The organism is Priestia sp. KCTC 13724, assembly GCF_056820425.1.
On record NZ_JBXDLD010000026.1, the window covers coordinates 1 to 13,941 of the forward strand.

14 protein-coding genes are annotated in these 13,941 nt (G+C 37.8%); 13 read left to right on the forward strand and 1 reads right to left on the reverse strand.

Annotated elements, in window-relative coordinates; genetic code table 11:
- Window positions 1–96: 96 nt before the first annotated feature.
- The 13 genes from AC1UFB_RS04395 to AC1UFB_RS04455 all read left to right on the forward strand — a co-directional run bounded on the left by AC1UFB_RS04395 (window position 97) and on the right by AC1UFB_RS04455 (window position 12,722).
- Complete coding sequence (locus tag AC1UFB_RS04395; RefSeq protein ID WP_482588618.1) at window positions 97–558, forward strand: hypothetical protein; 462 nt, start codon at window positions 97–99, stop codon at window positions 556–558.
- Window positions 559–1,046: 488 nt separating this feature from the next.
- Window positions 1,047–4,691 carry a bifunctional 2',3'-cyclic-nucleotide 2'-phosphodiesterase/3'-nucleotidase gene (locus AC1UFB_RS04400; RefSeq protein ID WP_100347705.1) on the forward strand — a complete coding sequence of 1,215 codons (3,645 nt, stop codon included), beginning with the start codon at window positions 1,047–1,049 and terminating at the stop codon, window positions 4,689–4,691.
- A 106-nt stretch (window positions 4,692–4,797) separates the two neighbouring features.
- On the forward strand, window positions 4,798–4,959 hold the full coding sequence (locus AC1UFB_RS04405; protein ID WP_482588613.1) for a hypothetical protein: 162 nt from the start codon (window positions 4,798–4,800) through the stop codon (window positions 4,957–4,959).
- 164 nt (window positions 4,960–5,123) lie between these two features.
- On the forward strand, window positions 5,124–5,873 hold the full coding sequence (locus AC1UFB_RS04410; protein WP_100347706.1) for an exodeoxyribonuclease III: 750 nt from the start codon (window positions 5,124–5,126) through the stop codon (window positions 5,871–5,873).
- A 12-nt stretch (window positions 5,874–5,885) separates the two neighbouring features.
- Window positions 5,886–7,670 (forward strand): oligoendopeptidase F, encoded by a 1,785-nt coding sequence (gene pepF, locus AC1UFB_RS04415; RefSeq protein WP_328101876.1) that lies wholly within the window; start codon window positions 5,886–5,888, stop codon window positions 7,668–7,670.
- A 120-nt stretch (window positions 7,671–7,790) separates the two neighbouring features.
- Window positions 7,791–8,030, forward strand: coding sequence for a hypothetical protein (locus AC1UFB_RS04420; protein ID WP_100347708.1), 240 nt, complete (start codon window positions 7,791–7,793; stop codon window positions 8,028–8,030).
- Between the two features lie 79 nt (window positions 8,031–8,109).
- Window positions 8,110–9,492, forward strand: coding sequence for an MATE family efflux transporter (locus tag AC1UFB_RS04425; protein WP_482588615.1), 1,383 nt, complete (start codon window positions 8,110–8,112; stop codon window positions 9,490–9,492).
- A gap of 113 nt (window positions 9,493–9,605) precedes the next feature.
- Window positions 9,606–9,839, forward strand: a complete 234-nt coding sequence (locus AC1UFB_RS04430) for a hypothetical protein (RefSeq protein WP_326046617.1) — start codon at window positions 9,606–9,608, stop codon at window positions 9,837–9,839.
- Between the two features lie 61 nt (window positions 9,840–9,900).
- On the forward strand, window positions 9,901–10,494 hold the full coding sequence (gene uptA, locus AC1UFB_RS04435; RefSeq protein ID WP_025909565.1) for an undecaprenyl phosphate transporter UptA: 594 nt from the start codon (window positions 9,901–9,903) through the stop codon (window positions 10,492–10,494).
- A gap of 65 nt (window positions 10,495–10,559) precedes the next feature.
- A complete protein-coding gene (locus tag AC1UFB_RS04440; protein ID WP_025909566.1) occupies window positions 10,560–10,847 on the forward strand; it encodes a DUF3219 family protein in 288 nt (95 codons plus the stop codon).
- On the forward strand, window positions 10,844–11,854 hold the full coding sequence (locus tag AC1UFB_RS04445; RefSeq protein ID WP_100347709.1) for an LLM class flavin-dependent oxidoreductase: 1,011 nt from the start codon (window positions 10,844–10,846) through the stop codon (window positions 11,852–11,854). The genes AC1UFB_RS04440 and AC1UFB_RS04445 overlap by 4 nt, the downstream gene beginning before the upstream one ends.
- 92 nt (window positions 11,855–11,946) lie before the next feature.
- Complete coding sequence (locus AC1UFB_RS04450; protein ID WP_100347710.1) at window positions 11,947–12,201, forward strand: hypothetical protein; 255 nt, start codon at window positions 11,947–11,949, stop codon at window positions 12,199–12,201.
- A gap of 107 nt (window positions 12,202–12,308) precedes the next feature.
- Window positions 12,309–12,722, forward strand: coding sequence for a GNAT family N-acetyltransferase (locus AC1UFB_RS04455; protein WP_025908057.1), 414 nt, complete (start codon window positions 12,309–12,311; stop codon window positions 12,720–12,722).
- A gap of 30 nt (window positions 12,723–12,752) precedes the next feature.
- Here the strand turns inward: AC1UFB_RS04455 and AC1UFB_RS04460 are convergent, their stop codons facing one another.
- Entirely contained in the window at window positions 12,753–13,283 is a 531-nt protein-coding gene (locus AC1UFB_RS04460) for an IseA DL-endopeptidase inhibitor family protein (protein ID WP_025908056.1), read from the reverse strand.
- Between the last annotated feature and the right edge of the window lie 658 nt (window positions 13,284–13,941).

Genomic DNA, 13,941 nt, shown 5'->3' on the forward strand with positions numbered 1-13,941 from the left:
CTTATGATTATCTTAGGAACAGTATGGACGCATTTTTTTAAAAATAAGCACGTCGGAAATTAAAATCAACCTTATATAGAAAAATTAGAGCGAGCTATTTCGTTTACTCGCACAAGTGAACATTTTTATTCTGAAAAAGAAATTGCAATCTTGAACAGCATTGCCATCATTTATGAGGAAGAAGGAGATTTGAAAAAAGCATTTAGTGCGTATATGGAAGCTCTACAACATATTACGCTTCTTCCTAAATTAAAAGATCCGCTTGTAAAAATTCGCATTCTCTATGGACTTTCAAAAGCGCTGTGTGATATGGAGCGTTTTGAAAAGTCAATTAAGTACGGAAGACTTGGTCTAGAGCTCTGTGTAAAGCATGAAACTCTATATTTATTGGGAGAGCTACATTATCAGGTAGGTGAGTCCTTATATAAAATTGGCAAAAGTGAAGAAGGGCTATCCTGTCTCCAAAAATCGATTCACATATTTGAAATTGAAGAAAACGAACGATTTGTTTCGTTAGTAGAGCAAGAAATACAGCTTTTACAAGCAGATTTTAAATAGCTATAAATGAAAAAGAGGACCTAAAATAAAACATTAGGTTCTCTTTTTTATCTGCATAATGAAAAATAAGTAAAAATAACTAGTTGATGGAAGGCAATCTAACCAGATAGATTTTAAATTGTTGTTTTTTTAATATAGTTATTTAAGAGTTTTGTTATTCTTTTTGGAATATAAAACCCCAATATACCATAAAATTTTTTGGTTTGTCGAAGAAGCTAATATTTTTGTAGGATTTTAGATTTTTCTGTAGTTTGTCAGAGAGTATGACAGAGTTAAGGGTATATGGATAGGTTTTCTAACAAAAAATCCGAAAAATAAAATGATTTAAAATACCTATCATTTCCCCTTTTATTTCCAAAATGTAGGTATGTTAACGACGTGTAAAAGATTATTTACGAACAAGTTAAAAAATTTACAACTTATTTAAAATCTTTTCTGCTATACTATTTTTGAACAGTCTATTAATCTACTTGAAAGGTGAATGATACATGAAAAAGGGTAAACACAACAAAGCGAAAAAAATATTATCAACCTCTTTGGCGTTATCGTTATTATCAATGCCTCTTGTAACAACAACTGTATCTGCTTCTAGTAATCATGAGAACCACCAGAATTTATCTGAAAAAAAAGAGAAGCGTCCAGGAAAGAAAGATTCAATTGTCAAAATGCGCTTAATGGAAACAACTGATATTCATACGAACCTATTAAACTATGATTATTACAAAGATGCTCCTTATGAAAAAGTAGGATTAGTGAAGACGGCTTCGCTTGTTAAGCAAGCGCGCAGCGAAGTGAAAAACAGTTTATTAGTTGATAATGGTGATTTAATTCAAGGGACACCGTTAGGTACATATAAAGCGACGGTAAAACCACTTGAAAAAGGTGAAGTTCATCCTGTCTTTAAAGCAATGAACGAAATGGACTATGATGTTGCGACTCTAGGAAATCATGAATTTAACTACGGCTTAGATTATTTGGAAGAAGCTTATAATGACGCTGACTTTCCTTATATTAACGCCAACGTATATATTGACGATCACGATAACAATCCTAAAAATGATAAAAATAAATTTACTCCTTACAAAATTGTGAATAAAAAAGTTGTGGATGAGAACGGAAAGAAGCACGTTATTAAAGTAGGTTTTATCGGCTTTGTCCCTCCACAAATTAATGAGTGGGATAAAGCAAAGCTAGATGGTAAAGTCATTACGAAAGATATTGTAGACACAGCGAACAAGTTTGTACCAGAAATGAAGAAAAAGGGAGCGGATGTTGTCATTGCCCTTGCTCATTCTGGATTTAGCAGCAACAAAGATAACTCCGAAGATACGATTTATGCCCTAAGTGAAGTAAAAGGCATCGATGCGATTACGTTCTCTCATACGCATAAAGTGTTCCCGGCAAAAACAGAAGCAGCGCTTGATGGTCTATTCTTAGACGTAAATAAAAAGCCGCTTCCAGGCGTAGATAATGCAAAAGGAACAATTAACGGTGTGCCAGCTGTACAAGCAGGGTACGGCGGAGGTTCTCTCGGCTTAATTGACCTGTCTTTAGAAAAGAAAAAGGGCAAGTGGTCTGTTATAAACTCACAGTCTTCAACAAGAGAGATTTATAAAGATGTAAAAGATCCACAAACAGGAAAAACAGTAACGCAAAGCACGGTGGAATCTGATAAAAAGATTTTAAAAGCGATTCAAAAAGATCATATGAACACAGTGAACTACGTAAATACGCCAATCGGTAAAACAACGGATGATATTCACAGCTACTTTGCGCTGGTTCAAGATGACCCATCTATTCAAGTTGTAACAAATGCTCAAAAGTGGTACGCAGAAAAATATATTGCGGACAATAAGCCGGAATACAAAGACCTTCCAATTCTATCAGTTGGTGCTCCGTTTAAAGCGGGTCGAAATGGCGTAAATGAATTTACAGAGATTAAAAAAGGCGACTTAACTATTCGCAGTGCGGGCGATTTGTATTTGTATGACAACACGTTGAAAGCAGTCAAAGTAAAAGGTTCAGTTGTGAAAGAATGGATTGAAATGTCAGCTGGAAAGTTTAATCAAATTACGCCAGGGAAATCGGAAGAGCAAGAACTTTTAAATCCTTCCTTCCCTGTATACAACTTCGACGTAATTGATGGGGTTCAGTATCAAATTGATGTAACAAAGCCAGCTAAATACGATGGGAATGGTAATGTTATTAACGCAAATTCAAGCCGTGTTACGAACTTAACCTATGATGGCAAGCCAATCGATTTAAACCAAGAGTTTATCGTTGTAACGAACAACTACCGTGCAAGTGGAGGAGGAAACTTCCCAGGTCTTAAAGGTAGCGAGCTAGTGGTAGATTCAGCGGATGAAAATCGTCAAATCTTAATGGATTATATTACAGAACAAAAAGAAATTACGCCAACTGCTGACAACAATTGGTCTATCGCACCGATTAAAGGAGAAGCAAATGTTACCTTTACATCATCTCCAAAAGGAGAAAGCTATGTAAAAGAAGGTAGCAACATTTCTTACACAAATAAAACAAATGACCAAGGGTTTGGAATCTTTAAACTGAACTTAAGCGGTGGAACTTCAACAGATCCGGTTAAGGTTCAGCTATTAGGCATGAACGATCTTCACGGTCAGTTAGATACGGATACAAAATTAACCCTAAATGGACAAAGTGTTCTTGCTGGTAGCATGGAGTACACGGCAGCGGCAATGAAACAGCGTGAAAAAGAAAATGAAAACACGCTTTTAGTTCATTCAGGAGATATGATTGGTGGAAGCCCACTTATTTCAGCTTTATTCCAAGATGAGCCAACGGTTGAAGTAATGGAAGCGATGGGCTTTGATGTAGGTACGCTTGGTAACCATGAGTTTGATGAAGGGATTTCTGAGCTACACCGCATGATCAAAGGTGGAGATCATCCAAAAGGCAATCCAGGATACGATGGTATGAATTTTCCTGTTGTGGCAGCTAACGCATATGATACGTCAACAAATAAACTAATTACCGATCCGTACGCAGTTAAAGAAGTAGGTGGCCAAAAGATTGGCTTTATCGGAGTTGTGACGCAAGAAACTCCTTCAATGATTGTTCAAAAAGGAAACGAAACGTTAAAAATTACTGATGAAGCAGAGGCGATTAACAAGTATACAAAAGAGCTCAAAGACCAAGGTGTGAAAGCAATCGTTGTGCTAGCTCATAACCCTTCTGTACAAAATGGAAGAACAGATGCTTTTGATGCTGCTGATATTGCAGAAAAGGTAGATGACGAAGTAGACGTAATTTTTGCTGCTCATAACCATGCAAAAGTCAATCAAGTCGTTGACAATAAGTTAATCGTTCAAGCGTATTCATACGGCTCTGCGTTTTCGGATGTAGACATTGAAATCGACCCTGCAACAGGGGACATTAGTAAGAAACAAGCAGAAGTTGTGACTGTATACCAAAAGGACTATACACCAGACCCTGCGGTTTCCGCTATCTTAAACAAGTATGAAGAAAAAACGGCTCCAATCAAAGCAGAAGTTGTTGGTGAATCATTAACAACATTACCTAAAGGATACCCGACAAACGGTGAAGTGGGAGACGTTGCGTTAGGCAATCTTTTAGCTGATGGAATGAAGTATGCAATGGATTCTGATTTCGCTTTAATGAATGGTGGCGGTGTGCGTGCTCAGCTTGATGCCGGTGAAGTGACGTTTGGTGACTTGTTCTCCATTCAACCGTTTGGAAATGTCCTAAACAAAGTTACCCTTTCAGGCGCTGATCTTGAAACGGTATTAAATAATCAAATTGCAGCTTCTGGACTTGATTTTCATGTTGCGGGTTTCCATTACACATGGGACCCAGCTACGCTAAAAGTCGTTGATTTAACTTTACCTGATGGAACGCCTTTAGATCCATCTAGAGAGTATACGGTTGTTGTCAATAACTATATGTATGGCAATACAAAATATGGAATCGGCGAACTATCGAAAGATATGGAAGTTGGTCCTGAAGATTTAGAAGCTACGATTGCTTATGTAAAGACGCTTCAGCAACCATTTGATTACAAGGTAGAAGGTCGCATTCAGCAAGCAGTTGTGGGTGCGAACAGTCAGCCAACGGAATTAAAGAAAGCTCAATAATAACATGTTTTATGTAAAAGAGACTGAGACATAAGTAGTTCAGTCCTTACTATACCTGAACGATTGAGAGTTCATAACTTTTAATCGTTCAGGTTTTTTGTTGATTGTGAAAACAAAACAATATTGGAAACAAGGTGGAATGGAGTGTAGGACACTCGACTCCTGCGGGAAAGAGAGGGAAAACGGAGATCCCGTAGCGCAGCGAGGAAGCTCAGGTTCCTCCCCGCGGAAAGCGAGTGGCCGTAGCGCAATGGAACGAATGTGTTGAGACAAACCAAAGAGATGGGAACAGCTAGTGTTCGTCTTTTAGAAGCCATCATTTTGTTATGTCCCAAACTCTTTTGTTATATAGGCAAATCTGTTCTCTACGTTTCGTGAATATGCCATAATGATAGGTACTGATGAATAAGTTAAAGGAGAACAACTGATAAAATGAAATTAGTATCATGGAATGTAAACGGGTTACGAGCATGTGTGAAAAAAGGCTTTATGGACTATTTTCACGAAGTGGACGCAGATCTATTTTGTATTCAAGAAACAAAGCTTCAAGAAGGCCAAATCGATTTAGTAACAGAAGGATATCATCAATATTGGAACTATGCTGAAAAAAAAGGGTATTCTGGAACGGCCATTTTTACAAAGAAAAAGCCTTTAGGCGTCACGTATGGCATACGTGATTTTGAAGATTTAGAGGGAAGAGTCATTACGCTTGAATTTGAAGAGCTGTTTGTAGTCACAATGTACACGCCAAATGCGAAAAGAGACTTAACTCGACTTGCTTATCGACTGGAGTGGGAAGACGCAGTCAGAAGCTATTTAATAGAGCTAAACCAGCAGAAGCCGGTTGTTTTTTGCGGTGACTTAAATGTTGCTCACACACCACTAGACCTACGAAATGCCAAGAGCAACAAAGGAAATTCAGGTTTTACAACAGAAGAACGAGAAAAAATGACGCAACTGTTAGCGGAAGGATTTGTTGATACGTTTCGTTATCTTCACCCAAACCAAGAAGGTATGTATACATGGTGGTCGTATATGAGTACGGTGAGAGAGCGAAACATTGGATGGCGCATTGATTATTTTTTAATTTCAGAGCAGCTGAAAAGTCGATTAAAGCGTGCGGATATTCACTCAAACATTTTGGGAAGTGATCATTGTCCCGTTGTAATTGAACTTATTTAAGGAGGAATAAGAATGAAAACCTATCGAAATCGAACGGATGTACCAGTTCAAGAAACTTGGAATTTAGCTGGCATTTATCCAAATATAGAAGAATGGCATGTACAGTATGCACTTATTGAAGAAAAGGTGGCTGAATTAAATAGCTTTAACGGAAACATTTCAAGTGCTGAAGAGTTGTATCAATTTTTAAACTTAAAGGAAGAAATGACCTATGAATATAGCAAACTATATGTATATGCGTTTTTACAACATGACTTAGATACACGAGTTTCAGCTTCTCAGGCACTTTTAGATAAAGCTAGCCACTTAGGTCAAAAAATAAGCAGCGCCACTTCATTTTTTATGCCATTTTTATTATCACTAGATGAATCTACGCTTAAATCATACATAAACGAAGTAAAAGAATTAGCTTATTTTGAGGATTCGTTATTTGAGTCGTATCGGTATAAAAAGCACGTGTTAAGCAAGGAACAAGAAGAAATTTTATCGAAAATGGGGGATGCGCTAGGTTCTCCTCGTCAGACATTTGGGATGATTAATAATGCGGACATTCGTTTTGGTGAAGTAACGACTGATTCTGGTGAAAAGGTGACATTAACAAGAGGGATGTATAGCAAGTTAATTGAGGATAAAAACCGAGAGAAGCGAAAAGAAGCATTCCAAGCTTACTACAAGCCGTACATGCATTTGCAACATACAATTGCTTCAACGTTAAGCTCAGCGATTAAAAATACAAAAACAACGTCTGAAATTAGGCAGTATCCATCTACTTTAGAAAGAGCGCTATTTTCAGATAATGTTCCAAAAGAGGTATATGAGAATTTAATCCAAACAACAAAAGCACATATTCAGCCGTTGTATGATTATATGGACATTCGAAAAAAAGAGCTTGGGTTATCAGAGCTTCGTCAATATGATTTAAGTGTCCCGTTAGTGAAAAATCATAAGCTAACGATTCCCTATGATAAAGCATATGAAACAATGTTGGAGAGCTTGTATCCACTCGGTGAAGAATATGTCAATACGTTAAAGAGCTTTAAAGAAAAGCGATATATTGATGTAAGAGAAACACCAGGGAAACGCTCAGGAGCATATAACTTAGGTTTATACGGCGTTCATCCATTCGTTTTATTGAATCATCAAGATGATTTATCAAGCTTGTTTACTCTTACTCATGAAATGGGCCATGCGATGCATAGCTATTATTCAAACCAGTATCAGCCTCAAATTAAAGCTGGGTATTCAATCTTTGTAGCGGAAGTGGCATCGACGGTCAATGAAGTTCTTTTAATTCGTTATTTAATTGAGCGGGCTAAAACAGAAGAAGAGAAAAAGTACTTATTAAATCACTTTGTTGATCAGTTTAAAGGAACCTTCTTCACGCAGGTGATGTTTGCCGAGTTTGAACAAATTACGCATGAAAAAGCACAGAAACAAGAGGCGTTAAATGCTGAGGTATTTAATGAAGTGTATGCCGATTTAATGAAGCAATATTATGGACCAAGTCTTGTAGCAGATGAAGAAACCAAATATGGATGGGCTAGAATCCCTCACTTTTACCGTCCATTTTATGTCTATAAGTATGCGACAGGCTTTGTGTCAGCCATTGATATTGCTGATCGACTTATTAAAAAGGAAAAAGGAACAAAAGAAGCGTATTTACAATTTTTGCGAAGCGGGAGCTCGGATTATCCGCTTGAACTATTAAAAGCTACCAACGTTGATCTCTTAAAACCAGATGCTATTGCTAATGCGATGTCCGTCTTTGCAGAGTTAGTTAAGCAGTTAACGAAATAATTGATAAAAAGAGGCTGGGACCTAAGTAATTCAGCCAATGATAAACCTGAACGGTTGAGAGTTCCTCACTTTTAATCGTTCAGGTTTTTTCTTGATTGTGAAAACAATGTTGGAAACAGGGTGGAATGGAGCGTAGGACACTCGACTCCTGCGGGAAAGAGAGGGAAAACTGAGTTCCGCAGCGCAGCTCAGGTTCCTCCCCGCGGAAAGCGAGTGGCCGTAGAGCAGTGGAACGAACTTGTTCGGGTAACTAAAGAGGTGAGAAAAGGGAGTGTTGATATTTTTGAAAATTTGTTTTGTTATGTCCCATCCTCTTTCTCTTTATTTGAAAAACTTTCGAATGTCGAAAAAAATAGGTGAAAAGGGTAGTGCATGTAGTGAGAAAGTGTGTTAAGATACGATTTGGTTGAAAAAGGATATCGGTAAAGAGGGTGAGGGTATGACCGCTGTTGAGGTCAAAAAGGGCTCTGGAGAAAAGCTAAATCTATTCTTTTTAACATGGCCTATTTTTTTAGAAGTTTTTCTTTTTATGCTGATGGGAATTGCCGATACGTTTATGCTAAGCGCGCTTTCCGATGACGCGGTATCAGGAGTAGGAGCAGCAAACCAATACCTACATATTGCGATTTTAATCTTAGAAGTAATTGGGAACGGTGCGGCGATTGTGGTTGCTCAGTACATCGGTTCAAAGCGCTACATGGAAGCCGCTAGAATATCAGCTTTGGCAGTTACTATGAATTTAATTGTTGGCATAGTCATTAGCGTGTTCTTTTTATTGTTTGCACGCAGCATGATGGCTGCTATGAACTTGCAAGGCGAAGTTTTGGCTTACGCGCAAAGTTATTTAGCGATTGTTGGTGGAGCAATTTTCTTACAGGCAATTATTAATTCGCTAGCAGCTATCATCCGTGTTCATGGCTTTACAAAACAAGCTATGTTTGTATCTCTTGGTATGAATTTATTCCATATTGTTGGAAACTATCTATTAATCTTTGGGAAGTTTGGTTTTCCAGAAATGGGTGTTCAGGGGGCTGCTATCTCAACAGTTGTCAGCCGCTTGCTTGCATTGATGGTTTTCTTCTGGTTGCTATATCAAGTGATGGAATACAAAGTTAAGGTTCAGTACTATTTATCGTTATCAAAAGAATATATGGGGAAAATCTTAAAGATTGGCCTTCCATCAGCATTTGAGCAAGTCATGTATCAAGGTTGTCAAATTGTCTTTTTATATTATGCAACGTATCTTGGCTCAGAATCGTTAGCAGCTAGGCAGTACGCTACCAATATTTCAATGTTTATTTACTTGTTTGCCATCGCTATTGGAATTGGAACATCCATTATTGTAGGCCGATTAGTAGGTGGGAACGAAAAAGATGAAGCCTATACGCGCGTTTGGCACAGTGTAAAGTGGGCTGTAGAGGTTACGCTTGGAATGGTAGTGCTTGTTATTTCGTTTCGAACAAAACTAATGAGTTTATTTACAGATAATGAACAAATCATTACGCTAGGTGCTACGGTTTTAGTGCTAAGTATTGTGCTAGAAACAGGGCGAACAATGAATATTGTCCTAATTAATTCTCTGCGCGCAGCTGGTGATGCTAAATATCCATTATTTATTGGCTTGTTTTCAATGGTGCTCATGAGCTTACCGCTTGGCTATTTCTTTGTGTTCCATTTAGATATGGGGCTTGCGGGCATTTGGTTAGCAATTGCTGCAGATGAGTGGACGCGAGCCGTTATTATGTTCTTTCGCTGGAAAAGCAGAGCATGGGAAAATCATGCGCTTGTTAATCATGAAAAAACAGAACCTGTGCAAGCTTAGAAGAGGCTGGGACATAAGTAATTCAGCCAATGATAAACCTGAACGATTGAGAGTTTCTCACTTTTAATCGTTCAGGTTTTTTGGTTGATTGTGAAAACAATGTTGGAAACAGGGTGGAATGGAGCGTAGGACACTCGACTCCTGCGGGAAAGAGAGGGAAAACTGAGATCCCGCAGCGCAGCGAGGAAGCTCAGGTTCCTCCCCGCGGAAAGCGAGTGGCCGTAGCGCAATGGAACGAACGTGTTCAGACAAACCAAAAAGATTGGAACAGCTATTGTTCGTCTCTTAGAAGCAATCATTTTGTTATGTCCCAAACTCTTTTTCGTGTGGAGAAAAGTTATACATAAGTAAAAACGTTAATATGATAGTGTCATAGAGCTTGACCACAATAAGGAAGTAGGTGGAGGCATGGGAGCGTTTTTAACAGATCTTTTAGAGCTGCTGACGAGCTTTGGGTACATTGGCATTGCATTGGGGTTGATGGTTGAAATAATCCCGAGTGAGATTGTACTAGCATACGGTGGCTACATGGTAACGAAAGGAATTATTACGTTTTGGGGAGCAGTTATCGCTGGAATAATTGGTGGAACGATTGCTCAATGGTTTTTATATTGGATCGGAGCTTACGGTGGACGTCCATTCTTACAAAAGTATGGAAAGTATTTATTTATTCGTGAAAAACACCTAGATGTTTCAGAAAAATGGTTTAAGGAATATGGAACAGGAATTGTATTTACCGCTCGATTTGTACCGGTGGTTAGGCATGCTATTTCTATTCCAGCTGGCATTGCAAAAATGTCGTTTTGGAAATTCACGTTCTTAACCATTTTAGCAATGGTTCCTTGGTCCATACTATTTGTCTATTTAGGGATTCAGCTAAAAGAAAACTGGATTAATATTGAGGAAATTGCGACTAGCTATACCATTCCTTTTATTGTCTTTGCATTTGTGGGCGTCGTTTTGTATTTTGTGTTTAAAAAGCCTGCTTCTTCTCAAAAGTGAGAATCCAATTAGTTGTTCTTATGTATAAGGTAGTGCTATGATGCTTATACGTAAGGAGTGATACAATGATAAATGAAGTATGGCTAAACGACACAAAGCTTATAGTTCGACATTTTGAAGAAAAGCAAGAACAAGAAAAGCGCTACATTACGTTTGAATTTGACGTGACAAGCGAAGCATATCATGATGTTACCACCTTGTTATATAAAAATAAGTTTCATGTTCGTATTCCGGCAAAGAATGAGTCTTTTTTTGCTGTCATTCAAACATACTTTACATCCGTTACAAACTTATATCAGGAAAATCAAATAGGAACGTTTACCTTAACTCTTGTTGAGGAGCAACCTAAATGAAACTTAGCATACTTGATCAATCACCAATAAGAATGGGTCAAGAACCTCAACAAGCATTAGTTGAGTCTGTTGAGCTTGCAAAACTAGCAGATAAACTGGGATACACGCGCTATTGGATGTCTGAGCACCATGATTTAAAGGGATTAGCAAGCTCCGCACCAGAAGTCATGCTTAGCTATATTGGTGCACAAACGAAGAAAATTCGACTTGGTCCTGGAGCCGTTTTATTACCTTATTACAAGCCTTATAAAGTAGCGGAAGTGTACAATACACTTGCAGCGCTGCTTCCTGATCGCGTTGATATTGGGCTAGGTAGAGCACCAGGAGGCGGAACAGACGTCATGACAACTCTTTCGGATAACTTTCTGCAGCAAGCATTTAAGATGCCTGCTTTAGTAGAAGAGTTGCTTCATTTTCTAAACTATAAAAAAAGCGCTGTTACTGGCCTGAAGGCTGCTCCATTGCCCGCGGTTTCTCCAGTACCGTGGATTCTTGGAACAAGCAAAAAAAGCGCTTTACTAGCTGCTAAGTACGGCTTGCCGTATGCATTTGGACAATTTATGAGTAACAAAGACCCAGAAGAGATTTTGCACGAGTATCGTACAAGCTTTCAATCTCATCGAGGACAGCAACATCCAGAAGCTTTATTAACGGTATCGGTTATTTGTGCAGAAACAGATGAAAAAGCAAAAGAACTTGCTCACAGTGCGTTAGCATGGAGTATTCAAAGTGAAAGAGGAGACGGCAAAGTAGGTCTCCTTCCAGTTGATGAAGCAAAGCAATATATTGACGAATTGCCAGATGATCAGGTTAAAGCTGATATTGAAAAGAAAATGCTGATTGGTTCACCAACGACAATCAAACATAAGCTTAAATCTATGCAGGACGCTTATCAAGTGGATGAGTTTATGCTCGTTTCGTTCATTCCATCGTTTGAAGAGCGCCTTCAATCCTACGAACTTTTAGCACATGAAATATTTACTGAAGAGAGGCTGGGACATAAGTAATTCAGCCAATGATAAACCTGAACGATTGAGAGTTTCTCACTTTTAATCGTTCAGGTTTTTTGGTTGATTGTGAAAACAATGTTGGAAACAGGGTGGAATGGAGCGTAGGACACTCGACTCCTGCGGGAAAGAGAGGGAAAACTGAGATCCCGCAGCGCAGCGAGGAAGCTCAGGTTCCTCCCCGCGGAAAGCGAGTGGCCGTAGCGCAATGGAACGAACGTGTTCAGACAAACCAAAAAGATTGGAACAGCTATTGTTCGTCTCTTAGAAGCAATCATTTTGTTATGTCCCAAACTCTTTTTGTGACAAAAATTAGCTGTGTGTTTAAAGTGATGGATTACTATTGAATTTTTATAACTTTTATTGTATAAATATTTATATCGGTGTTTATTTATTCAAACTTAATGAAAGTAAAATAGATAAATCTAGTGGAAAGAAAGGAAGGGACAGAATAATGGGTTACATAACAACAGAGCAGTTACCTGCGTTTCATCAATTTGCATATCTTCATGAAGAGAGTGGCTTAAAGAAAAGTAAAAAAGCAAGCTATACGAAAGAGCAGCTTTATGAAGCGGTATGCAATAGCTTTTATACGTTTTCTATTTATGATAATCATCAGTTAATTGCGTTCGGCCGAATGATTTCAGATGGTATTTACCAAGCTTTAATTTGTGATGTGATGGTAGCTCCAACTTATCAAAAAAAAGGGCTAGGAAAGCAAGTTATTGAAGGAATCGTCAATAAATGTAACGAACGAGGAATTGAGTCCATTCAACTTTTTGCTGTAAAAGGAAAACAGCAGTTTTATAAGAAGCTCGGGTTTCAAGAGCGGGATTCAGAAGCACCTGGCATGTCGTTAGTACAATAATAAAAAGGTAGGCGAAAGCCTACCTTTTTATTATTGTACAGCATCAAATTTATTTACTTTCCATGTAGCTCCTGATTTATAGAATGTGACCGTGCGTTTTACAGTGCCACCTTCTACGTCGGGAACAGTGAATTCGTAAGAGCGTACATCAGAACGTTGATATGTTAATTTAACTTTGGCTTTATTCCACTCTAACATGTTTCCACCATCTCCGACTGGACGAGCTAGCTTGCCGTTATGTGTGATAAAGCCGTATTTTGTTAGTCCTGCATTAATTGCGCTATTTGTATAAACTCCACTTAAGTAAGAAGTAACTTTTTGTTTTGTATCAAATTCGCTGCAAACATAAGAATAATAAGTGCCTTTATAAGTAAATGCTTTTTGTGTACACGCTTTTTGTTTGTAACCGTGTAATGTATTCCAATAGCGAGTGTTTGCGTCCGCCGCAATTTTAATAGCTTGGTTATTTGATAGGGTTGCTGACGTTGTTGCGGCCGTAGCACCTGCAGTCATTGTAAAGAAAAGAGCCATTGTCATTAGAACTAGTTTAAATTTTTTCATTGTGATTCTCCCTCCTAAATGAATCATCTTTTATGTAACATTAATGTTGCTTTTATTACATTTATGTTACATTTATATTACAACAGAATTCAGAAAAAGAAAAGGGGTTTTCCGAATTTATGTTTATTTTTCCCTTTAAATTTTAAAACAAACCTGAAGTTATGAAATGACTGCGACATATTTTGAATGTAGTTTGTTAAATGATATGGCTGTGGTAAGATAGGTATGTCTAGATTACACTGAAGGAGAGAACATAATGGGTTATTTGTTTGCAACAACTATCTTTTTAATTATTGCTGTTGTTGTTGGGTTTCTAGTAACGGTTGTGAGTATTGCAAGACGAAATAAAAATGAAGGATCTAAATAAAAGCAAAAGTCATTTTGAAGTGACTTTTGTTTTTTTATGTACATATAAAAATACGACTCTCTTGCCTCACACCCCTTTGTGAAAAAAGAACTAGTTTTGTCACCTTTATGTCGTTTTATCGGAATTTCAAAGAGAAGTGTTTACTGAACCGTAGTATAAAGGTAAGCACTTATTTATGAACATTGGTTATAAGTAAGACTAGAAATCATAAATTATAAATTAAGAACTGATAATGAGTAAATTCAGTTCAAAATATTTCCATCTTATAAAATAAAAAAGACAAATACGCAA

Coding starts and splice junctions, on each gene's coding strand:
- AC1UFB_RS04440 (WP_025909566.1), top strand. CDS start 10,560: ATGATAAATGAAGTATGGCTAAACGACACAAAGCTTATAGTTCGACAT.
- AC1UFB_RS04455 (WP_025908057.1), top strand. CDS start 12,309: ATGGGTTACATAACAACAGAGCAGTTACCTGCGTTTCATCAATTTGCA.
- AC1UFB_RS04410 (WP_100347706.1), top strand. CDS start 5,124: ATGAAATTAGTATCATGGAATGTAAACGGGTTACGAGCATGTGTGAAA.
- uptA (WP_025909565.1), top strand. CDS start 9,901: ATGGGAGCGTTTTTAACAGATCTTTTAGAGCTGCTGACGAGCTTTGGG.
- pepF (WP_328101876.1), top strand. CDS start 5,886: ATGAAAACCTATCGAAATCGAACGGATGTACCAGTTCAAGAAACTTGG.
- AC1UFB_RS04445 (WP_100347709.1), top strand. CDS start 10,844: ATGAAACTTAGCATACTTGATCAATCACCAATAAGAATGGGTCAAGAA.
- AC1UFB_RS04460 (WP_025908056.1), bottom strand. CDS start 13,283: ATGAAAAAATTTAAACTAGTTCTAATGACAATGGCTCTTTTCTTTACA.
- AC1UFB_RS04425 (WP_482588615.1), top strand. CDS start 8,110: ATGACCGCTGTTGAGGTCAAAAAGGGCTCTGGAGAAAAGCTAAATCTA.
- AC1UFB_RS04400 (WP_100347705.1), top strand. CDS start 1,047: ATGAAAAAGGGTAAACACAACAAAGCGAAAAAAATATTATCAACCTCT.